This is a genomic window from Chloroflexia bacterium SDU3-3 (genome assembly GCA_009268125.1).
Taxonomy (GTDB): Bacteria; Chloroflexota; Chloroflexia; order Chloroflexales; family Roseiflexaceae; genus SDU3-3.
Genome location: WBOU01000013.1, coordinates 160,507 through 186,360 on the forward strand (window position 1 = coordinate 160,507; position 25,854 = coordinate 186,360).

At 65.8% G+C, this 25,854-nt stretch carries 23 protein-coding genes; 20 read left to right on the forward strand and 3 right to left on the reverse strand.

Features of this window, described 5'->3' with window-relative positions:
• Positions 1-581: 581 nt before the first annotated feature.
• The 4 genes from F8S13_19985 (at position 582) to F8S13_20000 (ending at position 5,308) form a co-directional block, all read left to right on the forward strand.
• The gene (locus F8S13_19985; protein KAB8141377.1) at positions 582-782 is read left to right on the forward strand and encodes a hypothetical protein; all 201 of its coding nucleotides are present in this window, start codon (positions 582-584) and stop codon (positions 780-782) included.
• Between the two features lie 100 nt (positions 783-882).
• Positions 883-2,373, forward strand: coding sequence for a radical SAM protein (locus F8S13_19990; GenBank protein KAB8141402.1), 1,491 nt, complete (start codon positions 883-885; stop codon positions 2,371-2,373).
• Positions 2,374-2,387: 14 nt separating this feature from the next.
• Entirely contained in the window at positions 2,388-3,749 is a 1,362-nt protein-coding gene (locus tag F8S13_19995; GenBank protein ID KAB8141378.1) for an SPASM domain-containing protein, read from the forward strand.
• 44 nt (positions 3,750-3,793) lie between these two features.
• Positions 3,794-5,308, forward strand: a complete 1,515-nt coding sequence (locus F8S13_20000) for a hypothetical protein (protein ID KAB8141379.1) — start codon at positions 3,794-3,796, stop codon at positions 5,306-5,308.
• A gap of 93 nt (positions 5,309-5,401) precedes the next feature.
• On the opposite strand, the gene F8S13_20005 is transcribed toward F8S13_20000, so the two are convergent.
• Together F8S13_20005 and F8S13_20010 are read right to left on the reverse strand one after the other, a co-directional pair.
• Positions 5,402-5,794: a hypothetical protein gene (locus tag F8S13_20005; GenBank protein KAB8141380.1), complete on the reverse strand. Its 393-nt coding sequence runs from the start codon at positions 5,792-5,794 to the stop codon at positions 5,402-5,404.
• 57 nt (positions 5,795-5,851) lie between these two features.
• The gene (locus tag F8S13_20010) at positions 5,852-6,607 is read right to left on the reverse strand and encodes an NAD-dependent deacylase (GenBank protein ID KAB8141381.1); all 756 of its coding nucleotides are present in this window, start codon (positions 6,605-6,607) and stop codon (positions 5,852-5,854) included.
• A gap of 210 nt (positions 6,608-6,817) precedes the next feature.
• Between F8S13_20010 and F8S13_20015 the strand changes: the two genes are divergently transcribed.
• From F8S13_20015 to F8S13_20040, 6 genes are all read left to right on the forward strand, one after another.
• Positions 6,818-7,828 (forward strand): hypothetical protein, encoded by a 1,011-nt coding sequence (locus tag F8S13_20015; protein KAB8141382.1) that lies wholly within the window; start codon positions 6,818-6,820, stop codon positions 7,826-7,828.
• 19 nt (positions 7,829-7,847) lie between these two features.
• Complete coding sequence (locus tag F8S13_20020; GenBank protein KAB8141383.1) at positions 7,848-8,552, forward strand: hypothetical protein; 705 nt, start codon at positions 7,848-7,850, stop codon at positions 8,550-8,552.
• Between the two features lie 203 nt (positions 8,553-8,755).
• Entirely contained in the window at positions 8,756-8,995 is a 240-nt protein-coding gene (locus tag F8S13_20025) for a hypothetical protein (protein KAB8141384.1), read from the forward strand.
• 9 nt (positions 8,996-9,004) lie between these two features.
• Positions 9,005-9,595 carry an arginase family protein gene (locus F8S13_20030; protein ID KAB8141385.1) on the forward strand — a complete coding sequence of 197 codons (591 nt, stop codon included), beginning with the start codon at positions 9,005-9,007 and terminating at the stop codon, positions 9,593-9,595.
• Between the two features lie 227 nt (positions 9,596-9,822).
• Positions 9,823-10,947 carry an iron-siderophore ABC transporter substrate-binding protein gene (locus tag F8S13_20035; GenBank protein ID KAB8141403.1) on the forward strand — a complete coding sequence of 375 codons (1,125 nt, stop codon included), beginning with the start codon at positions 9,823-9,825 and terminating at the stop codon, positions 10,945-10,947.
• A gap of 574 nt (positions 10,948-11,521) precedes the next feature.
• On the forward strand, positions 11,522-11,773 hold the full coding sequence (locus F8S13_20040) for a hypothetical protein (GenBank protein KAB8141386.1): 252 nt from the start codon (positions 11,522-11,524) through the stop codon (positions 11,771-11,773).
• Positions 11,774-11,878: 105 nt separating this feature from the next.
• Here the strand turns inward: F8S13_20040 and F8S13_20045 are convergent, their stop codons facing one another.
• Positions 11,879-13,876: a tetratricopeptide repeat protein gene (locus tag F8S13_20045; GenBank protein ID KAB8141387.1), complete on the reverse strand. Its 1,998-nt coding sequence runs from the start codon at positions 13,874-13,876 to the stop codon at positions 11,879-11,881.
• 820 nt (positions 13,877-14,696) lie between these two features.
• On the opposite strand from F8S13_20045, the gene F8S13_20050 reads away from it, so the two are divergent.
• The 10 genes from F8S13_20050 to F8S13_20095 all read left to right on the forward strand — a co-directional run bounded on the left by F8S13_20050 (position 14,697) and on the right by F8S13_20095 (position 25,335).
• Positions 14,697-15,161 carry a lipocalin-like domain-containing protein gene (locus tag F8S13_20050; GenBank protein ID KAB8141388.1) on the forward strand — a complete coding sequence of 155 codons (465 nt, stop codon included), beginning with the start codon at positions 14,697-14,699 and terminating at the stop codon, positions 15,159-15,161.
• Positions 15,162-15,213: 52 nt separating this feature from the next.
• Entirely contained in the window at positions 15,214-16,692 is a 1,479-nt protein-coding gene (locus F8S13_20055; protein ID KAB8141389.1) for a glucoamylase, read from the forward strand.
• Positions 16,676-17,113: a hypothetical protein gene (locus F8S13_20060; protein KAB8141390.1), complete on the forward strand. Its 438-nt coding sequence runs from the start codon at positions 16,676-16,678 to the stop codon at positions 17,111-17,113. Before F8S13_20055 ends, F8S13_20060 begins: the two co-directional genes overlap by 17 nt.
• Positions 17,113-18,891 carry a GMC family oxidoreductase gene (locus F8S13_20065; protein ID KAB8141391.1) on the forward strand — a complete coding sequence of 593 codons (1,779 nt, stop codon included), beginning with the start codon at positions 17,113-17,115 and terminating at the stop codon, positions 18,889-18,891. Before F8S13_20060 ends, F8S13_20065 begins: the two co-directional genes overlap by 1 nt.
• 85 nt (positions 18,892-18,976) lie before the next feature.
• Positions 18,977-20,827 carry a GMC family oxidoreductase gene (locus tag F8S13_20070; protein KAB8141392.1) on the forward strand — a complete coding sequence of 617 codons (1,851 nt, stop codon included), beginning with the start codon at positions 18,977-18,979 and terminating at the stop codon, positions 20,825-20,827.
• A 59-nt stretch (positions 20,828-20,886) separates the two neighbouring features.
• Positions 20,887-21,951 carry a hypothetical protein gene (locus tag F8S13_20075; GenBank protein KAB8141393.1) on the forward strand — a complete coding sequence of 355 codons (1,065 nt, stop codon included), beginning with the start codon at positions 20,887-20,889 and terminating at the stop codon, positions 21,949-21,951.
• A 2-nt stretch (positions 21,952-21,953) separates the two neighbouring features.
• Entirely contained in the window at positions 21,954-22,409 is a 456-nt protein-coding gene (locus F8S13_20080) for a hypothetical protein (protein KAB8141394.1), read from the forward strand.
• Positions 22,410-22,440: 31 nt separating this feature from the next.
• Positions 22,441-23,352: a myo-inosose-2 dehydratase gene (gene iolE / locus F8S13_20085; GenBank protein KAB8141395.1), complete on the forward strand. Its 912-nt coding sequence runs from the start codon at positions 22,441-22,443 to the stop codon at positions 23,350-23,352.
• A gap of 3 nt (positions 23,353-23,355) precedes the next feature.
• A complete protein-coding gene (locus tag F8S13_20090; GenBank protein KAB8141396.1) occupies positions 23,356-24,375 on the forward strand; it encodes a sugar phosphate isomerase/epimerase in 1,020 nt (339 codons plus the stop codon).
• A gap of 3 nt (positions 24,376-24,378) precedes the next feature.
• Positions 24,379-25,335: a hypothetical protein gene (locus tag F8S13_20095; protein KAB8141397.1), complete on the forward strand. Its 957-nt coding sequence runs from the start codon at positions 24,379-24,381 to the stop codon at positions 25,333-25,335.
• Positions 25,336-25,854: the final 519 nt, after the last annotated feature.

A 25,854-nucleotide genomic window follows, 5' to 3' on the forward strand; every position in this document is an offset into this window, starting at 1 on the left:
GCTCGAAATTCAATCCAGCTACTCTTTCAAAATAAATAGTGCTCTAGCACAGAGCCAAGCTATCTGATCAATATAGGCAGGAGATCGTATTTCTTGGGGTAGACGCCCTCAAACCTCCTGCTATGCGCCGAGCGCATGTATTCATCAGGTCGCAATACGCTATCGATGATTAACATAGTATGCTGCATACTATCGCGAGTGCATCACCTAGCCACACCTTTGAATATGGAGGAGGTGATAGAGCAGCTGCGTATCCCCACACCTGTCGCTGCTGCATGTATTGTCTGATTAAAGCAGATACGCTTATCTAGCCTACCATAACGATCTGACACCGAGATCACACTACTCGATCTGTAGTGCTAGCCCCCCCTCAGAGAGTACAGCGGCGTGGGGACGTATCAACAGGTTCATAGAGAGCCATATTCGTGAAAACCTTGTGTGGCTAGACCGTCGCTCGACCATATTGCCCGCATCGTGCGGAAACGGCGTGTATCTCGGCGCTGCATCCTGGCCCATACGCCGACGCCTCCTCATTTACTGTTCGCTGTAGCCGGTTTTTATCGTCATGAAAGGGAATGAACATGCCAAACCCACTCGGAACCGAAGGCAAAGCCACCTCCCTGGAGTCGCAGAAACTGGTCGAGGAGATCAAGACCCTGATCGAGAAGAAGGGCCTGAACATCAAGCTGGCCGAGGCCCCGAGCGAGCGCGCCGAGACTGATCTCAAGGCGGCAAGCGGCTGCACCGGCTGCACGCTCTGCCCCTGCATGATCTGTTGGTAGTGGTAGATCGCTAGCCCCGCGCCGCCGCCGCCGCTGCTAGGCCAGCGGCGACGGCGCGCGGCCCACCAGAGAGAGGCATCCCGTGGTACAGCAGCAACGCATCATCGAGGATCACCAGTATGTCGCCATCAACCCCGAGTATGTGCTGAAGATCGATGGCGATCGCCCCATCCTCTACCCGCTCGACTATGTCAACACCCAGTTCTACTTCCTAGAGCCGGAGCAGGGCTTCGCGCTCTCGCTGCTCAACGGCAGCATGCCCTTCGCCCAGATCCGCCAGCTGTTTAGCCACTTCTTCCCCGGCGCTCCCGACGATGCCCTTGCCTACCTGATCGAGCAGGTCGATCTGCTGGTGCGCAGGCAGCCCACCGCCACCGGCATCGGGCTGCGCGGCGTGCTGCAGATCGCCGACACCCCGATCGCCCACGCGATCACCCACGACCCGCGCGAATTCGTCGTCGCGCCCTCGGCCTACGCCGCCAGGATGCGCGACACCAAAAATAAATATCGGCTCGACACGCCGATCAACATCTACACCGTCTTCACCCACCGCTGCCAGACCAACTGCGTCTACTGCTACGCCGAGCGCAAGAAGGTGCCCGAGCTGCCGCTGGCGCGCTGGCGCGAGCTGATCGGCGAGATGGCCCAGCTGGGCATCAAGATGTGCTCGCCCGACAATGGCGACACGCTGGCCCGCGCCGACGGCGTCGACCTGCTAGAGTGCCTGATCGAGCACGATATGCTCTTCCTGCTCTCCACCAAAGCCCACATGGGCCAGGATGCCATCCGGCGGCTGGTAGATGCGGGCTTCACGCGGCCCATCCAGGGTGCCATCCAGCGCCCCGTGCAGCTGAGCATCGACGCCGGAGAAGATGAGCTGTGTATGCGCATGCTCGGCATCACCAAGCCGCGCCTGGCCAAGATGACCGAGACCTTCGAGAACTTCCTCTCCTTTGGGATCATGCCCAAGGTGAAGGCGGTGATCACCGGCCTGAACTACGACCAGCCCAAGCGGATCGTCGACCACTTCTACCCACATGGGGCCAGGGTCTTCACCTTCGTGCGCTACCACCGCACCTTCCACCGCCACACCGACAGCCTGTTCGTGCAGCCCGAGCACATCCCCGTGCTCAAGGCCCAGTTCGACGCCATCCGCGCGCAGTACCCCGATGTGGAGCTGCACGAGGATCTGACCGCAGGCAGCAACGACATCACCTTCCTGGCCCCCGAGCTGCGCCAGCAGGTGTGGGAGAACCGGCTCGGCTGCGGCGGCGGCTGGTTTGCGCTGGGCATCGCGCCCGACGGCAGCGCCTTCCTCTGCGAGCAGATGAAGCTCGACACGCCGTATATCGTGGGCAACGCCGCCGCCCAGTCCATCCGCCAGATCTGGCAGGGTGCCCAGCTAGAGACCTTCATCCACCCCTCGCGCGAGCGCTTCAAGGGCACGCTCTGCTACGAGTGCGAGCAGTTCGAGCCGTGCATCTGGGAGAAGGGGCGCTGCTACCGCGACGCGTTCTTCGCCTATGGGTCGATCTACGACACGCCGCCGCTGTGCCCCTACAACCAGCGACCCGGCCTGCGGCTAAGCTAGAGAGGAGGCGGGCCGTGACAGCAACGCAAAAATGGAAGCCCTCGTGCTTTAACGTCGTCGTCCCCGCGCAGGATGGCTACATGCTCTTCAACAGCGTCTCGTCGGAGACGCTGGCGCTCAGCGATGGCCAGCTGCCCGTGCTCGAAGATGCCCTGCGCGAGATCGCGGCGACGGGGCGCAGCCACGACGAGGATCTCTGCCTGGGGCTGCGTGCGCTCGGCTTTATCGTGCCCATCGGCGACGACGAGTACCAGCGCGAGCACCGCAAGTTCCTCGACGCGCAGGCCGAGCAGGATGCGCTCTACCTTACCATCGTGCCATCCATGGCCTGCAACCTGCGCTGCACCTACTGCTTCCAGCAGAACATCGAGCACACCAAGGCCGACAAGGCCAACTTCGCGCAGGGCGTGCTGGCGTTCGTGCAGCAGAAGATGGTGGGCTGCAAGCGCCTGGTGGTGCAGTGGTTCGGCGGCGAGCCGCTGATCAACTACGCCATGATCCGCTCGCTCAGCGCCTCCTTCCTGGCGCTCTGCGAGGAGCGCGGGGCCAGCTACCACGCCGAGATGCTGACCAACGGCACCCTGATCAAGCCGCAGATGATCGCGCAGCTGGGCGACATGGCCATCCGCGCCATCCAGATCCCGCTCGACGGCGTGCCCAGCACCTACGCCCACCGCAAGCAGGTGTCGCTGGCCAAGGCCCAGGCCTACTACAGCTTCCTGGCCCAGCACCTCGATGCGATCGCCGAGGCCACCGGCAGCGTCACCATCCGCATTAACGTCGACCGTGAGAACGCCGAGGAGGCCAAGCAGGTGGTGGCCTTCTTCCGCCAGCAGGGCGTGTCCGACTCGCGCATCGACTTCCGGCTCGGCTTCCTGAACACCAGCCGGGGCATTATCGAGTGCATCCCGCACGACTGCCTCTCGTACACCGAGTTCGCCGACCTCGAGCTGGACTTCCGCCAGTTCCTCGCCGACCAGGGCTACCGCGTCTACGGCAAGCCCGGCGCGCGCCACCACCCCTGCGCGGCGGCGCTGTGGAACTCGTACACTATCAGCCCCGATGGCCGGATCGGCAAGTGCGTGCCCGCCGTCGGCACCACCGAGACAGCCTTCGCCCAGATCAACACGGGCGATATCGCGCAGACCATGCGGCAGCTCGCAGGCGACGCGCCCTTCCACGGCTTTGACCCGTTCGAGAGCGCCAGCTGCAAGGGCTGCGCGCTGCTCCCGGCCTGCCTCGGCTCGTGCCCCAAGATGCACCTGCCCGACCACACGCTGGTGTGCAGCATGAAGGAGGGGCTGGGCGACACCCTGGCGTTCTACCACAGCTACTACCACGCCACCGCCGCCCAGCGCGAGCAGGCCTGCGGCTAAAACATCGCGCGCCCGGCAACAAGCCAGCAAGAAAGGATTGGGGCATGCGAACCGTGATCATGAGCGACATCCACATTGGCGACAACTATCGGACATGCTGGTACCAGGCTACGGTGCACGAACCGTATCTGCTAGCCTTGCTCGACTATATCATCCAGAACGCCAGCGGCGGCCCCGAGCCGATCGGGCGACTGGTCATTCTGGGCGACTTCTTCGACTTCTGGACCTACCCGCCTGCGGTGGTGCCGCCAAGCATCGATCAGATCATCCAGGCCAACCCCAACGTGCTCGGGCCAGAGGGCAAGCTGCGCCAGGTGCTCGACGCGCTGGCTGGCAATGTGCAGTACATCCACGGCAACCACGACATCACACTCACCCAGGCCGACCTCGACCGCATCCCCACCGGCCAGCACAAGATCGCCATGCTGCCCGACATCACCCCCGACCCCAGCGGGCTGCTGCTGACCCACGGCCACCTCGCCACCATGTTCAACGCGCCCGACCCCCGCGCGCCTGTGCCGGTCGGCTACTATGTCACGCGGGTGATCGCGCACCTTGTCGAGCAGGAGCTTGCGCCCAACCAGACCGCCGCCGACCTGCACAACCAAGGCTCGCCCTACGGCTTCAGCCTAGCCAGCCTGATCCCGTCGCTATCTGGCCAGTTCAGCAACCCCTCGATCACCAATCTGCTGATCGACTACATCTGCGAGCGCTGCGGGTGGGATGAGAGCGGCCAGATCAAGCTGGAGGGCGGCGCATCCACCACCATCGCCGCGATCAAGCCGCTCTACGATGGGCTGTGGACCAACTGGGCGCGCGACAATGGCGGCGGCGAGGTCGGTGCGCTGATCGCCGCCAAGGCCGCGCAGGCCGACTACGAGGGCAGCTACATCTGCTGGTTCGCCCAGAAGTTCGCCTTCGAGCGCAACCAGGCCCGCGCGATCATGGGCCACACCCACGTGCCCAAGGTGGGCATCCAGCACTCGGCCTGCGACTATGTCAACAATGGCTTCGAGTGCCCATCCACCCCCGACATCAGCGCGGGCCAGACGCACTGGAACTTCACCGAGGTCGCAGGCGATGGCACCATGTCGCTCCGCCAGGTGGCCCACAGAAACGGCAGCTACCTGATCGAGCCGGCCAGCGCCCCGCCCGACACGATCGTCTACTCACCGTTCATGGATTTCTCGTGCTACATCAGCATCGTCAACAATAGCGGCGGCGATCTCACCTACCAGACCCAGAGCGCATCGCGGGGCTACTTCGTCTTCCCGCCGCCCAAAACCATCCGCGCGGGCACCACCGCGCGGCTCTGGATCCAAGATCTGCCAGGCGCATACGGGGCCGAGGGCGCGGTCACCTACACCGACAGCCAGGGCAAGCGCTGGGCCTTCAGCTTCGGGTGCCCGACCGGGTTCTCGCCCAACTACGCCTCAGGCGGCGCGTGCTTTGTCGCCACCTCCGAGAACCCGCCCATGCCAGGCCAGAAGCCCTCGCCCAGCGTGCCGCGCACCGGCCACCCGCTGTTTGTCACCTTCTACCTCGTCTACCCTTCCTAGGCAGCACCCGTAGCTTACAAACAACGATGCCCAGCGCCATGGATCCATGGCGCTGGGCATCTGTGCATGGGGCCAGCATGCGCCCCGGCCCGATCAGCGCGGCCCCATGGTGCGATGCAGCTGCTGCACATCATCCGCCAAAAACCGCACCGACTGCGAAAGCGTCTGGATATCACCCGATGACGAAGGCAGGCTACGCACCGCCTGGGCCAGATCCTCCAGACCCACCGCTGTGGCCCGGGTGTTCTCCTCGATATCGAGAAAAACACGGAACAGCTCTGAAAAAAGAAGCAGTGGTCCTGCCGCTGCCGCTGGGGCAAGTCCTATCATCAAACTTGGAAATGCCCAAAAGGAAGGTACTTGCTCACGTGCCACCACGGTACTAAAAACAGCAACAAACGACATCACCAAGAAAAGCGCTGCAACGATGCGCATGAGCACAATTACCACCCGCAAAAACACATAGCGCTTGGGAACAGAGAGCATAGGATCGCTTTCTCCTTGTGCCGTAGCCACTGCTGCTCGCTACAGGCAACCCTCAGATCACGCCGCCGCCTCCGGCCAGGCCGCCCGCACCAGCTCGGGCAGCAGCTGGCCCGCCTGCGCGTGGAAGCGGTACAGCCAGCGCGCCTCGCTGGTCGTCACATCCAGGTTGATCACCACCACGGTCGCACCGTGGCCCATCGCGCGCGGCGCAAACGAGGCCGCAGGCTCCACCTCGCCCGAGGTGCCGATCGAGAAAAATACATCGCAGGTGCGCACCGCCTCATTCGCGCGGTCGAGCGCCGCGTCGGGCAGGCGCTCGCCGAACCACACGATGTCGGGGCGGATGTGCGCCCCGCAGCGCGGGCAGGGCGGCGGCTCCTCGCTGCCCTCGGCCCAGGCCTCCACCGGCTCGTGCTCCGCCGAGCACTTCATGTGGTGGATGTTGCCATGCAGCTCCACCACATCGGGGCTGCCCGCCCGCTGGTGCAGGCCGTCGATGTTCTGCGTCAGCAGCGTGACCTTGGGTGCGTGGCGCTGCATGGCGGCCAGCGCGTAGTGCGCGGGGTTGGGCTGGGCAGCCCGCATGGTGGCGCGCAGCCCGCTGTACCACTGCCACACCAGCGCGGGGTTGGCGCGGAAGGCCGCCGGGGTCGCCAGCTCCTCGGGGCGGTACTGCGACCACAGGCCGGTGAGCGCGGCGCGGAAGGTGGGGATACCGCTCTCGGCGGAGATGCCCGCGCCGGTCAGCACGGCGATGTGGCGGGCCTGCCGCAGGATCTCGATCAGCGCTGCGGGGATGGGTGGCGTGCTCATAGGCGCTTCCTCTTATCATGGGGATGAATGCACTGGCGGCTATGATAGCGCAAAATACGCCCCTGGGCGTTATCCCAAAAAGACGATGATCGCCTGCTTGCTTGGTGCGATCTCGCCCCGAGCGATCACCGAAAATCACCACAGCCGAAGTTTATGTCTATAGACCAGGGTCTACCTGTTATCAACCCCTCAACACAAGGCTGGTATCACATGGGAGAACGACCCCTCATCCGCCGGAAGGAATCCGCCGCCCAAGCCGCGCCGCAGCAGCTCGACATCTACGGCGGCGAGCCGCAGCAGCCACCGCCACAGCAGCACCACAGCCTTGGCGGCTTCCAGCTGCCCAGCCAGGCCCAGCAGGCCCAGCTCGACAGCGACGCCCAGTCGCCCTTCAGCGCGCTCATTCGCCCAGGGCGCGGCCCCGACTGGAGCAGCCCGCCGCAGACCACCACAGCCACCCATCAGCTGGTCGCAAGCATCCCCATGGCCCCTAGCCCCAGCGCCCGCGCCGCACCCACAGGCAGCGCGGCCCAGACCGACGCCGACACCGTGGGGCCAGGCGGTGCCGACCGCGAGGAGGTAGACGACAAGGGCGGTATCACCATGACCGAGAGCGACGCGGTCGGGGCGGCACTTACCTACACGCCCACCATCGCCAACAGCGGCACGCCTGGCGCAGACGAGTTCGGTGTGACAAGCACGCGCACCCGGATCAATGGCATCAATGTCACCCAGGACGCGACGGCTCACACGTTTAATGTCACTGCCACTGTCAACAACGACATCACTTGGTCGGTCCACTCGCTCGGCAGAACCGATATTCCCAACGAGAATGCGGCTGCGATCACGAAGGACAACTACACGACCGTGGTTTCCGACCTCACCCCCGATATGACATCCGACAACGGACGCCCGCCACGCACTCAGTTCTGGGCCAGCGATCTGACCCAGCGGCACGAGCAGTTTCACGCCAACGAGCGCGCCCACACCTATGGCCAGCCAGCCTTTGATTTCGCCCGCACCTGGCTGACCGCCCAATCGGCGAACTCGGCAGCCGACGCGACCACGCTGGCCCAGCAGGTGCCGGGCAAGATGCGCGAGAGCTACAATGCCAGCTACGCGCCAGGCAAGGAGAGCCGCGCCTACGGCGATGGCGCCCCGCTCTATCTGGCGCGGGCCACCGCTGTCCGCAACAAGGGGCAGAGCAACCAGTATCCCTAGCTAGCATGGAGAAGACACCATGGCGATGATAGAAGAGAGCGACGGCGACACAGAAGAAGACATCGTGCTCGATATCGCCGACCCGCCGCCCAGCCTGCCATACGCCTACATCGACGACTACCACGCCCAGGCGCTGCTTACCGCCAACGGGGTCGCGCTCGATCAGGGCGCGCTGGAGGCCGCACTGGGCCACCCCGAGGCGGTGCTGCGCGGCGCTGCGGCCCATGTGCTGGGCAGCAAGGGCCTAGCTCAGTCGGCCCCGAAGATCGCCCAGCTGCACGACAGCGCCGATGATCTGGTGCGGGTCGAGTGCGCCTATGCCCTGGTGCGGCTGGGGCGCGGCGAGTACCGCGACTCGCTGCACGCCAGCCTAGCGCTGCCGCAGCACGCCTACCTCGGCCCCTCGCTGGCGGCGGGCGATCTGGCCCGGTTGGGCGACCCCGCCGGATTCGATGTGGTGCGGCAGGCGCTCGGCTACGAAAATGTGATCATCCGTGTGGTGGCCACCAAGCAGCTGCTGCACTTTGCGCCCTTCCACCCCCAGGTCGCCATCTACGATCTATTTGCCCAGGCCCTGAACGATCAGCACGCCGACATCCCCTGGCTGGCGGTGCGCCAGCTGGGCGAGCTAGGCACCCCCGAGGCGCAGGCGCTGCTAGAGCGCTACGCCGCCACTGGCGACGACCTCGCCCTGCGCGCGGTGGCCCAGCGCGCCCTCGGCTAGCATCGCACACATACCATATCCTTCCGCAAAGGGTGGCTTCGGGCCGCCCTTTACGCTGCCTGGAATATGCCCATAGGCCATTGCCAAGCTCGGCAGCGCCTCGATACCATCTGCCCACGCGAGCCACCTTGTGCTGTTCTGGTACTATCGGCGATAATCGCCGCAGACGACATAGCCAGAAGCCCCAGCAGAAGGAGCACACAATGACACACATCTTCTTCCCGCAGTGGCAGGGCAGCCACGGTCGAGCCGACCTCGCGCCAAGCGCGGCGGCCCTGCGCCAAGCCATCGATGAGGCCGCCAGCCCTACCGCAGTACAATGGGTCGACATCCCGCTGATCGAGACCGGGCAGCAGCACCACGAGCAGGGCATCCTCAGCCGGGGCGACCTACTCGGGCAGCTGGGCCACGCCAGCCAGCTCATCCGCAGCCTGCGCCCCTAGCGCCTAGCGTTGCTGGGCGGCGACTGCGGTATTGAGGTAGCCGCGATCCCGGCGTTGCACGAGCGCTACGGCGCTTCGCTGGGCGTGCTGTGGGTGGATGCCCACGCCGACCTCAACACCCCCCAGTCGTCGCCCAGCGCCACGTTCCACGGCATGCCGCTGCGGGTGCTGCTGGGCGAGGGCGACCCCGCGTTCACCGCGCTTGCGGGCCGGGCCTTGGCGCCCGAGCAGGTGGCGCTGGTGGGCGTGCGCGATCTGGATGCACCCGAGCAGCACTACATCCAGCAGCACGGCATCGCCAGCATCGCCGGGGAAGAGCTGCAGGCGCGGCCAGGCTCCCCCGCCGAGCTGCTGCTTGGCCGTGGCTGCCAGCACATCTATGTCCACCTCGACATGGATGCGCTTGAGCCTACCGAGTTCCCCTTTAGCGCCATGCCGACCGCAGGCGGCCTGCCCATCCTCGCCGTCGCACAGATGCTTGAGCACCTGGCGCAGCAGCATGCCCTGGTGGGCCTCGGACTCACCGAGTATGCCTCGGCTACCGGCGAGGGGGCCAGGCAGCTGGCCCCGATCCTGGCGCATTTCCTTCGGCTTGGCTAGGCTATCCTCGCGCTGCGGGCCTTCGCATCTCGTGCACCGATGGCGGCGCGGCACTGGCAGCACGCGCCCGATTCTTCGCCTCAGAGCACGGCTATACCGCCTTGCATCGGCATGTATTTAAAAAGTTTTCGCTTGACAAATTGTCCTTATTAGCACATACTAACCGGCACAAACGATAGCCAGATGGTTCTTAGAGGATGTTTGCCGTGACACGAAACCTGTTCATCATGCCCGCGCTCGCCGCCGTGCTGCTGAGCGCCTGCGGTGCACCCGCAGCAACAGCCCCCACAGCCCCAGCGAGCACCGCAGCCGCTGCCACCACCGCCGCCACCGCTGCTGCAGCACCGGCAGCCGCCACCGCCGCCGCCGATGTCACCGCTGCACCCGCCGAGGCGACCGCCGCACCTGCCACAGCAGCGGCAGATACCGCCGCAGCATTCCCCGTGACCATCAAGCATAAGTTTGGCAGCACCACCATCACCGCCGAGCCAAAGCGGATTGTCACCGTGGGCCTGACCGATCACGATGCGCTGCTGGCGCTGGGGATCGTGCCGGTGGGCGTGACCGAGTGGTTTGGCAACTACCCCTCGGCCACATGGCCCTGGGCGCAGGATGAGCTTGGCGACGCTAAGCCCGAGGTGGTCGGCACCTCCGCCGAGGGCGTCAGCTTCGAGAAGATCGCCGCGCTCAAGCCCGACCTTATCCTCGCGCTCTACTCCGGCGTCACCGAGGATCAGTACAAGCTGCTGGCCCAGATCGCCCCGACTGTGGCCCAGCCCGGCGAGTATGTAGACTACGGCATCTCCTGGCAGGAGCTGACCGACACCGTTGGCAAGGCGGTGGGTAAAGAGGCCCAGGCCCAGGCGCTGATCAAGGGCGTGGAGGATAAGTTCGCCGCCGTGCGCGCCGAGCACCCCGAGTTCGCGGGCAAGAGCGCGCTGGTGGCCACGCCCTACCAGGGCATCTGGGTCTACGGGCCGCAAGATCCGCGTGGGCGATTCCTGACCCTGCTCGGCTTTACGCTACCCGAGGATCTTGGCAGCATCACCGGGGCCGAGTTCGGCGGCAACCTGAGCATGGAGAAGGTCGATCTGCTCAACGTGGATGCGCTGATCTGGCTGGACGCCAAGCAGGGCGAAGGCCCGCTGGCCGAGGAGGTTTACGCCAAGCTGCCGGTGCACAGCGAGGGCCGCGAGGTGCTGCTGAGCAGCGAGTCGCCGCTGGGTGGCGCTACCTCGTTTGTGAGCGTGCTGAGCCTGCCCTACCTGCTCGACGGTATCACGCCCATGCTCTCGGCAGCTGTCGATGGCAAGACCGATACCGCAGTGCCGACCGCTGCTGCGAACAACTAGCCGCACCATAGGCTCGACATAGCCCGCTTCAATAGAAGGCCCCGCCTCCAGTGCAAACAATGCTACTGGGAGCGGGGCCTTTTCTTAACAGCGCTGCAGCGGCAGAGCAGTGTGGCTGGGCGCTCGGGCAAGCTGCATCTGCCCTTGGGCAGTGTGGATTGCTACCTGGGCACGCTGCATCTACGCTCGGACGTTCTGCATCTGCCCTTGGGCAAGCTGCATCTGCCCTTGGGCAGTGTGGTTTGATACTTGGGCACGCTGCATCTACGCTCGGACGTTCTGCATCTGCGCTCGGGCAAGCTGCATCTGCCCTTGGGCAGTGTGGATTGATACTTGGGCACGCTGCATCTACGCTCGGACGTTCTGCATCTGCGCTTGGACTGACTGGATTGCTACCTGGGCACGCTGCATCTGCACTTGGGCAAATCGCATTGTTGCCTGGGCAGCCTCATTGTAGGGCTGGACACCGGACCGCAGACCATCAAGAAGAGCATTTTCATCAATGGTCTAGAGCTAGACCTCGTGACCCACGACATCGGGATGTTCTGCGAGCTGCTGCAGAAGAAGAGGTGAGGTGGAAGCCAACCTCGTCCGCCTGAACGAGCACTTTCGCCTGCCCTTCCTGCCCGAGCTGATCGCGCAGAAGGTCGAGGGCGAGGAGGGCGGCGAGCTGAGCGATGGCGACATCGGCCTGATCGAGCGCGAGCACCTGCGGCTGCGCGCCGAGCTAGAGCGCCAGCACGCGGCCAGCAGCCTGCCCGAGCACAGCGACGCCCGCGCCGATCTGCACGATCTGCTCGTGCGGCTGCGGCTGGGCGCGCGCTAGGCGCGTGGGCAAGCCAAAGCCATGCATATGGCCTGCCCCTCGATATGAGGGGCAGGCCATAGCTTGAATAAAGCATCACCCGCGCACGAGAGGCCAGTAGGGCGATCACTGTCCCAGGTTTTTCAGCTCCTCCAGGGCGTTCTCCACCTTCTGGGCCTCCTCGGCATCGCCGTGCTGCTTGTAGAGCGCGATCGACTTCTGCCAATCGGCGGTCGCCTTGGAGACCTGGCCCTGCTTGCGGTAGCTCTGGCCGCGATTATAGTAGGCGGCGGCGTCATCCGGCACGTGCTGAAGGTAGCGCGTATAGTCGCTGATCGCCGCCGCGTAGTCGCCTAGGTGGTAGTGCGCCACGCCCTTGGTGAAATGGGCGCAGTAGTAGGTCGGGTCGAGCGAGAGGGCCGTATTCGCATCTTTGAGCGCACCATTGTACTCATCGATCTCCAGCTTCGCATCACCACGCGAGCAGTAGAGCGCCGCGCTCTTGGGCCGCAGCTTGATGGCGCGATCCAGATCGGCGATCGCCTCCTGATACTTCTCTTGTGATTTGTAGAGGATAGCTCGGCTCTGCAGCGGGCTGGCAAACGTGGGCGCGAGCTTGATCGCCTGGGCGTAATCCTCCAGCGCGCTCGCGGCATCGCCAGCTGAGTCATAGGCCCGCCCGCGCAGGTAGAGCGCATCGGCAAAGGATGGTTGCAGCTTCAGCGCCGTGGTGGCATCCTTGATCGACGCATCCCACTGCTCAAGATTACTATAGGTAAGCGCGCGCGTATAGTAGATCTCGGCATAGCTGGGATCAGCCTTGATAGCCTTCTCCAGACTCTCCAGCGCGGCATCGGTCTGGCCTAGATAGTTCAACATCCGGCCCATATGATAGTCGGCGCGCTTGGATTCGGGATCGAGCTGCTGCCCGCGCTTGTAGTCATCGGCCCCCGCCTTCAGATCCTCGGCCATCAGCACCTTGAGATCGCCACGGAAATAGTAGGCGTCGGCGTTCTTGGGGTCGAGCGCCACCGCCTGGTCGTACCCGGCCAGCGCGCCCTGGTAGTCGGCCTCGCGTCGCTCAAGCAGCAGCGCGTTGGCCACCACCTGATCGGCATCGGAGAGCGCGGCGGTAGGCACCGGCGTGGCCGCGCCTAGGGCCTGGGCTGTCTGGGTCGCCGCGACGATCAGGTTGGTGAAAACATCGCCGCTCGACGGCGCGGCGGTGGGCAGCGGCGTGGTGGTGGAGATAGGGGCCGCCGCAGCCGTGGGAGTGGGTACTGCCGTGGTCGCAGTACCGTCTGTGGTAGCGACCGGCACAGTGGTCTCAGCAGCAAAGGGAGCTGCCGTGGCAGCCTGCGCGGCGGTAGCGGCAGGGGCAACGGTAGGCGAGACACTGGGCGGCGGGCCAAACGTGACCGAGCCAGCGTCGGCGCTCGGCAGGGTTGGCTCGGCCACAGCGAGCGTTGGCCCGCCGCCGCCTATGCTGGATAGGAGCGACGGCTGCACGAGCAGCACAACGACCAGCCCAAGCACGCCCACCAGCAGCAGCCCGCTGATCACCCATAGCGCCACATTCAGCGGGTTGGAGCGGCCCGAGCTGCCACCGCCGTGAGCCTTTCCTCCTCCATGCGCCATGCGCAAGGCATCGACGGTAGACTCGGTGCCGGGCGTGGGCGAGTCGGGGCGCGCTGCAAGCCGAGCGGCTGTGGGTTCGGGCGGCGACAGCGAGGACGTAGACGCTTGCACGAGCGGTGGGGGTGGCGTGACGGGCACAGAGCGGGGCGCCGCCGCTGGCGACACAGGGGGGGTAGGGGCTATCGGCGCGGGGCGCGGGGCTGCGGGCGCAGGCAGCGGCGAGCGGGCGGGCACCAGCGGCAGCTTGGCCAGGCCGCGCTGGGCCGCCACGTTCCCCGCATCGGCATGCAGCACCTGCTCAAGGCAGTAGCGGCGCTCGCCGTCGGTCTCCACCGCGCCCGAGAGCCAGAGCCAGGCCACCGGATCGTGGGGCGCGGCCTGCAGCACCTGGAAAAGCAGCGCGCGGGCCTGGGCTGTATCGCCGCCGCGTAGGGCGGCCACGCCGCGCTCGCGCAGCGCGGCCAGATCGGCTTGAGAAGGGTTCATCTTCAGATTGGCGCGGCGCTGCTCTTCCCCGCCGTGCGCGCCGCAGGCCACCCTGCGTCACTTTTCGCCAGCGGGCGGCAGCCAGACGCCCGTCAAGAGTATAGCAGAAACCACGCCCAGCCCCAACCCCCTGCGCTGCACCCGCAGCTAATGCGCACCCCGCGCTCGGCCCAAGATGACGACACAGCATCGCAGGCGCACCTGGCCCATCGCCCATCGCAACGCCGCAGAGCGCCCAGGCACTTGCGCAAATTGACTCTTGACACGACATTGCCCTATGCTATACTTGCGATGGCAACGTACTCCAACATCCTCACCACCACCCATCTCTACAGCGCTGCGTCCTTTGGGCATACCCAATTCTCTAAACCTATCCGTTCAACACCACCCGGCGTACCGTGAGAGAAAAGCATTATCACTATGCCAACCAGCCGCATACGCATCGCGCCACAGGCGGGCAGCCGCTTCCTGGCACCCCGATCATGCGCTCGCCTACTAGAGCGCAAGTTCGCAGCCTAAGCTTATAGCTCTCTTCCTGTACACTCATTTCCCTTTAGAACAACCAAAAAGAGCACCGATCGACTATTTTGCGTGTCTTACTATCATCATCTGATCGATAAAAGACATCTGACAGAGTATCTACACCATACTCGAAAACACCATATAGCTACGTTTTCATGAATCAGGTGTAGCTGTAGTCGCTCTTTATCCCACTAGGTTAGCACTATAGCTCTTATACCCGATATTCCGAGCTACTGTACCGTTTCTACCATCTATAGGCCACCATACCGATCTTTATGTGCAAAGATCGCGCTAGGCTATGCCTTTCAGGCGTATGCAGTATACAATGGAGAGACGTATGCCCTTTGACATCACCGGAACGTGGAAGCTGCTGGCGTGGAAACGATTTGAGGGCGACACCACCCACTACCCGCTGGGCGAGCAGGTGACGGGGATCCTGATCTACGCCGCCGACGGCAGCATGGCTGTGCAGATGACGGCGCTCGACCGCCCCCACATCCCCACCAGCGACCCCCAGGGCGGCACCGCCGAGGAGCGCGCCGCCGCTTACTCGACATGCCTGGCCTACTTTGGCAGGTGGTCGCAGGCCCCCGACGACGAGATCGTGACGCACTATGTGGATGCCAGCCTGTTCCCCAACTGGTCAGAGACCGTGCAGGAGCGCCCCTTCACCTGCGACGGGCGCTACCTGGCGCTGCGCACCCCGCCAGCCGAAGGCCCAAATGGCACCGTGGTGAACGAGATGTCCTGGGAGCGGGCCTAGCCCCGAACGCCGCCCACAAATCAGAACTAAGCCAGAGAAAGGTGCCGCAGCGATGTCTGAAATGACCCACGCCCGCGCGAGCGCTCATGCCCCTGTGCCCAGCGCAAGCCCCCCCCTGCCGAGTGACACAGCGGTGGCTGAGCCAACCCACGCCCGCGCAAGCGCTCAGACCCCTGTGCCCAGCACAAGCCTTAATCTGCAAAAAGTTGATGTCATCTCATCGAACTTCCAGGCCATAGCGCAGCACATGTTCATGCTGATGATGCGCAACATGGCCAGCGACGGCTATGTGTTTGTCGACCCCACCAACTCCCAGGTGTTCTCGCGGGCGGGCTGCATCATCGCATCGCCATCCTACCCCGCCAACACCGCCACCATCGATCAGGACTACGTGTTCAACTGGGTGCGCGACGCCGCGATCACCGTGCTGGAGATCGCGGCGACCACGCCGCCCACCGCGCCCGGCCAGGGCGTGCAGTCGCTGATCGACTACGTCGCGTTTGCCCAGCTCTGCCTGTCGAATGGCACCCAGAGCATGGCGCGCGGCTGCTTCACCATCGCGGGACAGCCTCGCTCGTGGAGCGACCAGAACGATGGGCCAGCCCTGCAGAGCGTGGCGCTGCTGGCGATCTACCCGCAGCTGAACATGGCCGCGCAGCAGACCGCCGCCGAGATGATCGCCACCAACCTGCAGTTCCTGCTGGGCGTCTACCAGCAGCCCACCACCAACCTGTGGGAGGAGCACAACGCCTACTCCTTCTTCGCGCGAGCGGCCCAGCTGCGCTGCTTCGAGGCGGTGAAGACCAACACGCTGGGCATCGCCATCCCCGACGGGGTGGATGCCGCGATCGCGTGGCTGAAGAGCAGCCTCGACGAGCACTGGAGCGAGCAGGAGCAGATCTACCTATCGCTGCTGCCGCCGATAGCCGGATACGACCCCAACATCGACATCATCTGCGCCAGCCTGTACGGCGCTATCCCGTTCACCGACACGCGGCTGCTGGCCACCGCCGCCAAGATCCGCAGCGTGTGGGCCGACGATGGCTCGCCCCACCAGTACCCGATCAACGTGACCGACCGCGCCCACGGCATGGGGCCGCTGCTGGGGCGCTACCCCAGCGACTTCTACGACGGCGACGCCCGCGACGGGCAGTCCACCGGCAACCACCCGTGGGCGCTGTGCACCTGCAATCTGGCCGAGCTGTACTACCACGTGGCGAATACGATCGCCGCCAGCCAGAGCCTGCCGCTCGACCCGCTGTCGGAGCCGTTCTTCAGTCAGGTCGGCATCACCGCGCAGACCTCACCTGCCGATGCAGTCAACCTGCTGCACGCGGCGGCGGACGCCATGCTCAACGCGGTGATCTACCACAGCGACCACCTGGAGCTGAGCGAGCAGTTCGACGGCTACACCGGCTACGAGAAGAGCGTGAAGAATCTGACCTGGAGCTACGCGTCATTTCTGTCGGCGGTGCGCGCGAAGACCAGCGGCACCATACTGGGGGTGACGGCACATGCAATCGAACGATAGCTTTCTGGCGCTCTCGGCGGCGCTCACCGGCTTCAGCACGCTCGACCTGCTGGGCACGGGCATGGCGCAGGAGTACCAGCGCACGCTCGACGCCACGCTGCCACCGGGCATCTACCGCGAGCTGCTGGAGACGTGGGCCAGCGCCGGGGGCGGCGAGGCCGCGACCGACCAGATCATGGGCGACCCCAAGCTCGGGCCGGTGGCGCGTAACCTCATCCAGCTGTGGTACTGCGGCACCTGGAGCGCCATGCCCGACGACTGGCGCAGCGCCTACGGCACAACCCCGCTGGACATGAGCCGCGTGGTCTCGCCCGAGGCCTTCCAGGCCGGGCTGCAGTGGGCGGTGGCCGGGGCGCACGCGCCCGCCAGCGGGCAGCAGGGCTTCGCGGCATGGGCACTGCCGCCAGAAGGGAGCAGCTGATGAGCGACGAGGAGTGGTACGATGTGGTAGTGGTGGGCGCTGGCGTGGCCGGCGCGCTGATCGCCAAGGCGGTATCCGACGCCAAGCTCACCGCGCTGGTGCTCGAGGCCGGGCCGGAGCGCGCCACCAGCTTCGACGGCTACCAGCGGCACGTGCGGCACTTCTACGCCGCCGCCGCAAAGAACGCCGAGTCGGCGTGGCCGCCCGACCCCCACGCGCCCCAGCCCGACACCGCCGACATCCGCCAGGGCAGCGGCTACTTCATCCAGCGCGGCCCCGACCGCTACGGCAGCAGCTACACCCGCGCGCGTGGCGGCTCGACCCTGCACTGGCTAGGCGTGTCGCTGCGCATGCTGCCCGAGGATTTCGGCATCCGCACCCGCTACGGCGTGGGCCGCGACTGGCCGATCGGCTACGACGAGCTGGAGCCCTACTACCGCAAGGCCGAGGTGGCCATGGGCGTCTCGGCGGATGTGGCCGACCAGCGCTACCACGGCCTGACCTTCGGCGAGGGCTACGACTACCCCATGCGCCGCCTGCCGCTGAGCTACTCGGATACCAAGCTGGCCGAGGCCATCGCGGGCCTGACGGTGGACGTGGGCGCAGGGCCGGTGCCTGTCACCGTGCGCTCGTACCCCGCCGCCCGCAACTCGACGCCGCGCCCCGGCTACCGGCCCATCGGCACCATCGACAAGCGCCCCGAGGGCGGCGAGGTCGAGATGTTCGTGGGCGAGCGCTGCGCGGGCAACACATCCTGCACGCCGATCTGCCCCATCCAGGCCAAGTATAACGCGGGCCGCACCCTGACCCAGGCCGACGACACCTACCTGCGCCTGATCCCGCAGGCCGTAGTCTCGCACATCGATATCGACAGCGAGAGCGGCCAGGTGAGCGGCCTCACCTACCTGCGCTATGACGACAGCGGCTTCACCATCCACCGCGTGCGCGGCGGGGCCTACGTGCTGGCCGCACACGCGGTGGAGAACGCCAAGCTGATGCTGCTCTCCGGGCTGGGCGGCCAGCACGTGGGCCGCAACCTGATGGACCACCCGGCGCTCTACGCCTGGGGCCTGGCGCCGGAGCCGATCGGCGCGTTCCGCGGGCCGCTCTCCACGGCGGGGATCGAGGAGCTGCGCGCGGGCGCGTTCCGCAGCCAGCACGCGGCCTTCCGCTTCGACGTGGGCAACGACGGCTGGCGGGCCACCACCGGCGCGCCCGACACCACCGTGGCCGCCGCCATCCGCCAGCAGGGCCTCTACGGCCCGCGGCTGCGCGAGTCGCTGGCCGCCGCGCTCTCGCGCCAGGTGCGGCTCTCGCTGGCCGTCGAGCAGCTGCCCGACCCCGCCAACCAGGTGACGATCGACCCCTCGCAGCGCGATCCGCTGGGCATCCCCCGCCCCGCGATCAGCTACCAGATCGACGACTACACCAAGGCGGGCATGGCCGCCGCCACCCAGGTGGCCCAGGCGATCTTCCAGCGCGCCGGCATCGCCGACTGCACCGACCACGCCAGCGGCACATGGTTCCCCACCGTCACCTGGGGCGACCAGGTCTTCGCCTACCACGGCATGGGCCACTTCGCAGGCACCCACGCCATGGGCAGCGGCCCCCACGACTCGGTGGTAGACAGCTACCAGCGCTCCTGGGAGCACCGCAACCTCTACCTGGTGGGCTCGGGCAGCATGCCCACCATGGGCACATCCAACCCCACCCTAACGCTCGCGGCGCTGGCTATCCGCACCGCCGAGCAGCTGATCGCAAGCATGAGCCGTGGCTAGGGCGAGAGTACGCATGATTCACAAGCCTGCGGGCACCCGATGAGCGAGGCCAGCGAGACGAGGATTGAAGAGGAGAGCAAGCGCCATGGTCTTTTTCCCCAGGGATAAAATGACGCGCACCAGCGCCGAGCAGGTGGGCGAGGAGATCTACGACGTGGTGATCGTGGGCGGCGGGGTGGCTGGCGCGATCATCGCCAAGCAGCTCAGCGCCGCGCACAAGCGCGTGCTGGTGGTCGAGTCGGGGATGGGCAAGGACGTGGACCTGGCCGGGTACGAGAGCTACGTCTCGCGCTTCTACGGCACCGCCATGAAAGACAACCAGTCGCCCTACCCGATCAACCGCAACTCGCCCATGCCGCGCAGCACCGACGCCCGCAAGATCACCCCCGGCCTGCCCGCCACCGACGCCTACATCGTGCAGAACGGGCCGTTTGGCAGCGATACCACCTACACCCGCGTGCTGGGCGGCACCACCATGCACTGGGAGGCCAAAACCCCGCGCATGGTGCCCGACGACTTCAGCATGCGCAACACCTTCGGCGTGGGCGAGAACTGGCCGATCAGCTACGACGAGATCGAGCCAGACTACCGCGAGGCCGAGCGCGAGATGGGCGTCTCGGCGGATGTCGAGGACCAGCGCTACCTCGGCATCAGCTTCCCCGACGACTACGTCTACCCCATGCGCAAGATGCCGCTCTCGTACCTCGACCAGCAGGTCGACCAGGGCATCCGTGGCACCAGCGTGCAGCTCGGCGGCCAGCAGTTCGACCTTGAGGTGCGCTCGTTCCCGCAAGCCCGCAACGGCATCCCCAACCCGCTCTACAACGGCGGTAAGGGCTACCGCCCGCTCGGCGCGGTCAGCACCAGCCAGGTCGAGGCGGGCGAGCGCTGCCAGGGCAACAACAACTGCGTGCCGATCTGCCCCGTGCAGGCCAAGTACTACGCGGGCAAGACCATGGCCCAGGCCCTGCTGGGCGGCGATGTGAAGGTGCTAACCCAGGCCGTGGCCTCGCGGGTGGTGCTCGACGCCGACGGGCGCGTCAGCCATATCGAGATCAAGCAGTACCACGACCCCATCCTGCCCGACCACACCACCGCCACCGTGCGCGGCAGAGTGTTCGTGCTGGCCGCCAACGCGATCGAGAACCCGCGCCTAATGCTGGCCTCGGGGCTGGCGGGCAGCAGCGGGCTGATGGGCCGCAACCTGATGGACCACGCCTACCTGCTGTGCTGGGGCCTGATGCCCCAGGTCTGCGGCACCATGCGTGGCACCAACTGCACCGGCGGCATCGTGGCGCTGCGCAACGGCTCGTTCCGCAGCCAGCAGGCCGCCTTCGGCATCGACATCCACAACGACGGCTGGGGCTGGTCCGAGGGCTCGCCCGCCAGCGACCTGCTGCGCCTGGTCGACGGCCAGAACAAATTTGGCCGCAGCCTGCGCCGCGAGCTGGCCGACAGCATCACCCGCCAGCTGCTGCTGGCCTTCATGATCGAGGTGCTGCCCGACCCCAACAACCGCGTCAGCGTCGACCCCGCCTACAAGGACCAGCTGGGCAACATGCGCCCTGTGGTCACCTACAACATCCCCGAGTACACCATGCGCGGGGCCGCCTACGCCCGCCGCTTCGCCCAGCTGGTGTTCCAGCGGCTCGGCGTGGCCGACTACACCCACTACGACCCCGGCGACTACGGCTATGTCACCTACGAGGGCGCGGGCTACGCCATCCGTGGCGGCAACCACCTGGCGGGCACCCACATCATGGGCAGCAGCCCCAGCACATCGGTGGTCGACCCCGACCAGCGCTCGTGGGATCACGCCAACCTCTTCCTGGTGGGCGGCGGCAGCATGCCATCGATCGGCACCGCCAACGTCACGCTCACCATCGCCGCGCTCTGCTTCCGCACCGCGCGCGCGATCATCGCCGATCTTGCCTAGGCGCGGGCGGCCCGCTGGCGAAGACGCATCGGAAAAGCAAGATAGAAGGAGCACACGCTATGTCGCTTGAGCAGATCACCAGTAAGGAAGAGCTGTACGAGTACCTCGACGTGGCCATGCAGCTTGAGCACGCTACCATCCCGCCCTATCTGCTGGCGCTCTACACCATCCACCCCGGCACCAACCCCGACGCCGCGCATATCATCCGCACCGTGGTGGTGGAGGAGATGCTGCACCTCACGCTTGCCGCCAATATCCTCAACGCCGTGGGCGGCAAGCCCGATCTCACCACCCCGCACTTTGTGCCCACCTACCCCACCTTCCTGCCCGACGGCGAGACCGACTTCGAGGTCGATCTGCAGGCCTTCTCGCCCGCCGCGATCGAGACCTTCCTGAAGATCGAGCGCCCGCGCCAGGCCCCCGACGAGGAGTCGCGCATCGTGCGCCGCCCCGGCAACAAGTCCTTCATCAGCAGGCGGCTGGGCGACGAGTCGCTGCACTTCTACAGCATCGGCGAGTTCTACGAGGAGATCGCCCGCGGCATCAAGTTCCTCTGCGAGCGGGATGGCGAGCAGAGCCTGTTCACCGGCGACCCCGCCCTGCAGGTCACGCCCGAGTACTACTACTCCGGCGGCGGCGAGCTGCATGTGGTCACCGGCTACGAATCGGCCAAGGCCGCCACCGACCTAATCAGCGGCCAGGGCGAGGGCCTGGGCGGCGATATCTACGACAAAGAGCACGAGCTGGCCCACTACTACCGCTTCGACCAGCTGCGGCTGGCCCAGTACTACCAGCCCGGCGACACGCCCGGCAACCCCAGCGGCCCGCCGCTCAACGTGATCTGGGAGGCCTCCTACCCCGTGCAGAAGAACCCGCGCATCGCCGAGTACCGCGACCCCGACATCCACCGCGCCGCACTGGCCTTCAACCAGTCCTACGCCGACTTTCTGCACACGCTCACCCGCGCCTACAATGGCCAGCCCCAGCTGCTGCTGGATGCCGTGCCCCAGATGTTCCGCCTGCGCGACAAGATGAACCAGCTCATCCGCGTGCCGCTGCCCGACAAGCCCGGCACCAACGCCGCGCCCACCTTCGAGGTCAACGAGCTAAGCAGGGAGATCTAGCCGTGCGCGATCTGTTCCTCTCCTTCTCCGCCGAGGTCACGGCCTTCACCACCTTCGAGCTGCAGGGCACCGGCATGGCCGACGCCTACCTAGCCGCCGCCATCGGCGTGGTGGGCGACGGGCCGGTGCAGCAGCTGCTCGCGGTCTGGCAGGGCATCCGCCAGGAGGGTGCCGATGTCGAGGGCCGCCTGCGCCGCGAGATCTTCGGCGACGAGCTGCTCGGGCCGATCGCCCGCAACATCGTGAAGATGTGGTACATCGGCAACTGGTACCAGCTGCCCTACGCCTGGTCGCAGACCTTTGGCGCGCACGAGAACGACACCACCTTCGCCGTCTCGCCCGCCGCCTACATCGAGGGTCTGCTCTGGCCCGCCATCGGCGCGCACCCGCCGGGGGCCAAGGCCCCTGGCTACGACTCGTGGTCCGGCCCGCCCACCATCCCCGAGGTTCCCGAGTAGCAAGCCGATGCGGCTTGGAAAGGCGAGATCGATGAGTAGCGCATACGTGCTCGACCCGCAGAAGGTGCCGCTGGGCATCACGCCGACCCTCTGGTGGAACGACGACTTCCCGCTGATCGATATCGGCATCCCATTCGGCCAGTGCGTCAGCGAGATGGCCCTGGCCGGGTTCCAGGGCTGCAGCGTGGGCCACAAATACCCCACCGACCCGGCCCAACTCAAGCCCGCGCTCGACCTGCGCGGCCTGCGCGTCTCCGAGCCGTGGGTCAGCACCTACTTCACTATCGCGGGCATGCGCGAGCAGACCATGCAGACCTTCCACCAGCAGCTGGCGTTCATCAAAGCCATGGGCGGCACCGACATGGTGATCGCCGAGTTCGGCCAGGCGGTTAATCCGCTGCCGGTGGCGCTGTTTGACAACCGCCCGATCTTCAGCGCGCAGCAGTGGGATGACCTGTTCGCCGGGCTGCGCGAGCTGGGCACCATCGCCAACGACAGCGGCATGCGCCTGTGCTTCCACCCCCACATGGGCACCGGCGTGATGATCCAATCCGATGTCGACCGCCTGATGCAGTACACCGACCCCGATCTGGTGCACCTGCTGCTGGACACCGGACACCTGGCCTTCGCCGGGGCCGACCCGCTGTACGTCACCCAGACCTATGGCAGCCGCATCAAGCACATTCATCTGAAGGATGTGCGCGCCGATGTGGTGCAGCGCGTGCGCGACGAGAAGCTCTCGTTCCAGCAGGCCATCGAGGCGGGCGTGTTCACCGTGCCCGGCGATGGCTCGATCGACTTCGTGCCGATCTTCCAGGCCCTCGCCGACGCCCAGTTCGAGGGCTGGCTGGTGGTCGAGGCCGAGCAAGACCCAGCCAAGGCCAACCCGCTGGAGTACGCCAAGAAGGCGCGCAGCTACCTGCGCGAGACCCTGGGGTGGTAAGCCATGAGCGAACAGCCGATCAACGACATCTACCTCAGCTTCTTTATGTTCACCACCGATCTGCAGCCCACCAACCGCGACTACACCCAGCAGATCATCGAGCACATGCAGGCGCTGCGCTCGTTCGGCTACGCCGGGTTCGATCTGCCGATCGCCCCGCCCTCCGGCGCGTTCGACCCCGAGGCCGATCTGGCTGCCTACATGGCCCTGCGCGACGCGCTCGATAGCGCGGGCCTGCACGACGTGGGCGTGACCACCAACGTGGGCGCGACCCATACCTACGACCCCTCGTCGCCCTACCGCGAGCAGCGCGAGCTGGGCCTGGCCTACCTGAAATCGCGCGTAGACATCACCAAGGCCCTGCGTGGCACCATCATGGCCGGGCCGATCGTGCTGCCCTACGGGGTGTTCCCCACCAGCGACTTTGGCCAGCCGATCTGGAGCGACGCCCTGCAGGACTGGATGGCCCCGCGCTACCGCAACGCCCAGCCGATCATCCAGGAGCTGGGCGAGTACGCTGCCGCCCAGGGCGTCGAGCTGGCCATCGAGCCGGTCGACCACTGGGAGACCCCCGGCCCCAACATGGTGCGCGAGGTCCGCGAGTTCCTCCAAGGCGTGGCAAGCCCCCATGTCGGCGTGTGCGTCGACAGCGCCCACGTGGTGCTGGGCAGCGACGGCCCCGACGAGTTCGTGGAGGACATCGCCAGCCTGCTCGGACAGGGCCGCGTGGGCTATGTGCACATCTCATCGCCCGATCGCGGCGCGGTGCGCAACAGCTGGATCCCCTGGCAGCCCTTCCTAGCCCCCATCCTGCCCGACTACCGTGGCCCGCTGCTCGTCGAGGTCTTTAACGCTATCCCGGCCTTCCTCAGCAGCCTGCGCATCACCCGCCGCATCTACCAGATCCCGGGCCAAGGCCCGATCGACCCCAGCCGCCCCGATGCCTACACGATCGCGCACGAGGCCATCGAGGCCACGCGCCACCAGGTCGCCATCGCGCTCGGCCAATTCAGCGAAGGATAACCCATGAGCTACATCAAACACAACGAGCGGCTGGGCGCAGCCACCATCCAGCCCGGCGCAAGCGAGACGCTGACGCAGGACGATGTCACCTCGTTTCGCGCCACAGCCACCCAGCGCACCACCGCCGTGCGCCTCGGCCCCCTACAGGATCTCCCCGGCTTCTGGGAGGGCGTCGGCTTCAGCTTGATCGCCCGCCCCAACTTCTCCGGCGGCAACGAGAATGGCATCTACCTTGAGCTGAACATGCTGCGCGAGACCATCGAGTTCACCGCGATCGGATCACCCATCCTCAACCGTGGCAGCATGCAAGAAGACATCGCCATCTTTGGCCTCACCTACATCCACCGTGTCACCGATGGCGTGACGGGCGGCGCGCTCCACATCGAGCCAGGCCTCTGGCTCAACATCCCGCCCACATCGGCCCCCTCGGCGGATGCCAGCATCGCACGCCTAGCCACCATCCCTCACGGCAACTCGGTGTGCACCGTCGGCTTCGTGCAGGAGGTCTACCCCAACGGCGAACTGCCCGATATCCCACCCGCCAACACTGTGCCGTTCGCCATCGGCAGCCAGCCGCCCGCCCCCAGCACCAAAAACCCCTTCCCCGAGTACGATCTGAGCCAGCCCAACATCTACCGCTCCACCCCGCTGCCGCCGCAGATCACCCAGGCGATCATCGACGACCCCAACACCATGCTGCGCAACGCGCTCAAGGGCCAGCGGCCTATGAAGATCACGCGGCTGATCACCAGCACGCCCGCAAACGGCGTCAGCAACATCCCGTTCATCACATCCAACGCCGATACGCCCACCCTAGAGTCGGTGTTCGCCATCGAGGTGATCGAGACCGAGTCTGGCGAGGAGTTCTTGCAGCTCCAGTACTCGCAGACGGCGCTGCTGAACTTTCGCGGCATGAGCTTCCCGCACGTCACCGTGGGCACCCTGATCAAGGCGTTCTAGCCCCACGCCACATGCGGGTGCCCAAAAGCCCCGTGCAATAAGGCCCAAGCCGCATCCGCGCAGCAGGCGGGGGTGTGGCCTGGGCCTTTGGCGTGCCGTACCCCGCCGCGCGGGTGCATCTCAATTGGTATCACTTTCATGAAGCGGGTATTGGGAAACGACAAAGCACAAAAGGCAGCGTACCAAACCTTGCACCATGCATTATTGCATGCAACTCATGCAAAAAAATGAGCACTGCGCCCATGTCGCCCGGCATCCAAAATCGCCGCTCCACCCTACTCACCTGGCCCATGCGGCGAAGGTGCCGCTCATGTTTTGATGGCCATATGCACAAACATCAGTAGCCAGGGAACGGCACAAGAACACCTAAAATTGGGGGTTCGAAGGGGGCAATGCCCTCAACAGGTGTCACTTTTGTGGCGAGGTGGACAGAACGCGCAAAACGGGTATGCTTTGCGTGCCAACCCAAACCATACCCTATGGAGTCGTTATGCCCCCCTCGCCCCGCTATCATACCAT

Excerpts from the sequence above, each read along its gene's own strand:
- F8S13_19985 (KAB8141377.1), top strand. The coding sequence starts at position 582 with ATGCCAAACCCACTCGGAACCGAAGGCAAAGCCACCTCCCTGGAGTCG.
- F8S13_20000 (KAB8141379.1), top strand. The coding sequence starts at position 3,794 with ATGCGAACCGTGATCATGAGCGACATCCACATTGGCGACAACTATCGG.
- F8S13_20005 (KAB8141380.1), bottom strand. The coding sequence starts at position 5,794 with ATGCTCTCTGTTCCCAAGCGCTATGTGTTTTTGCGGGTGGTAATTGTG.
- F8S13_20010 (KAB8141381.1), bottom strand. The coding sequence starts at position 6,607 with ATGAGCACGCCACCCATCCCCGCAGCGCTGATCGAGATCCTGCGGCAG.
- F8S13_20015 (KAB8141382.1), top strand. The coding sequence starts at position 6,818 with ATGGGAGAACGACCCCTCATCCGCCGGAAGGAATCCGCCGCCCAAGCC.
- F8S13_20020 (KAB8141383.1), top strand. The coding sequence starts at position 7,848 with ATGGCGATGATAGAAGAGAGCGACGGCGACACAGAAGAAGACATCGTG.
- F8S13_20025 (KAB8141384.1), top strand. The coding sequence starts at position 8,756 with ATGACACACATCTTCTTCCCGCAGTGGCAGGGCAGCCACGGTCGAGCC.
- F8S13_20035 (KAB8141403.1), top strand. The coding sequence starts at position 9,823 with ATGCCCGCGCTCGCCGCCGTGCTGCTGAGCGCCTGCGGTGCACCCGCA.
- F8S13_20045 (KAB8141387.1), bottom strand. The coding sequence starts at position 13,876 with ATGAACCCTTCTCAAGCCGATCTGGCCGCGCTGCGCGAGCGCGGCGTG.
- F8S13_20050 (KAB8141388.1), top strand. The coding sequence starts at position 14,697 with ATGCCTTTCAGGCGTATGCAGTATACAATGGAGAGACGTATGCCCTTT.
- F8S13_20055 (KAB8141389.1), top strand. The coding sequence starts at position 15,214 with ATGTCTGAAATGACCCACGCCCGCGCGAGCGCTCATGCCCCTGTGCCC.
- F8S13_20060 (KAB8141390.1), top strand. The coding sequence starts at position 16,676 with ATGCAATCGAACGATAGCTTTCTGGCGCTCTCGGCGGCGCTCACCGGC.
- F8S13_20065 (KAB8141391.1), top strand. The coding sequence starts at position 17,113 with ATGAGCGACGAGGAGTGGTACGATGTGGTAGTGGTGGGCGCTGGCGTG.
- F8S13_20070 (KAB8141392.1), top strand. The coding sequence starts at position 18,977 with ATGGTCTTTTTCCCCAGGGATAAAATGACGCGCACCAGCGCCGAGCAG.
- F8S13_20075 (KAB8141393.1), top strand. The coding sequence starts at position 20,887 with ATGTCGCTTGAGCAGATCACCAGTAAGGAAGAGCTGTACGAGTACCTC.
- iolE (KAB8141395.1), top strand. The coding sequence starts at position 22,441 with ATGAGTAGCGCATACGTGCTCGACCCGCAGAAGGTGCCGCTGGGCATC.
- F8S13_20090 (KAB8141396.1), top strand. The coding sequence starts at position 23,356 with ATGAGCGAACAGCCGATCAACGACATCTACCTCAGCTTCTTTATGTTC.
- F8S13_20095 (KAB8141397.1), top strand. The coding sequence starts at position 24,379 with ATGAGCTACATCAAACACAACGAGCGGCTGGGCGCAGCCACCATCCAG.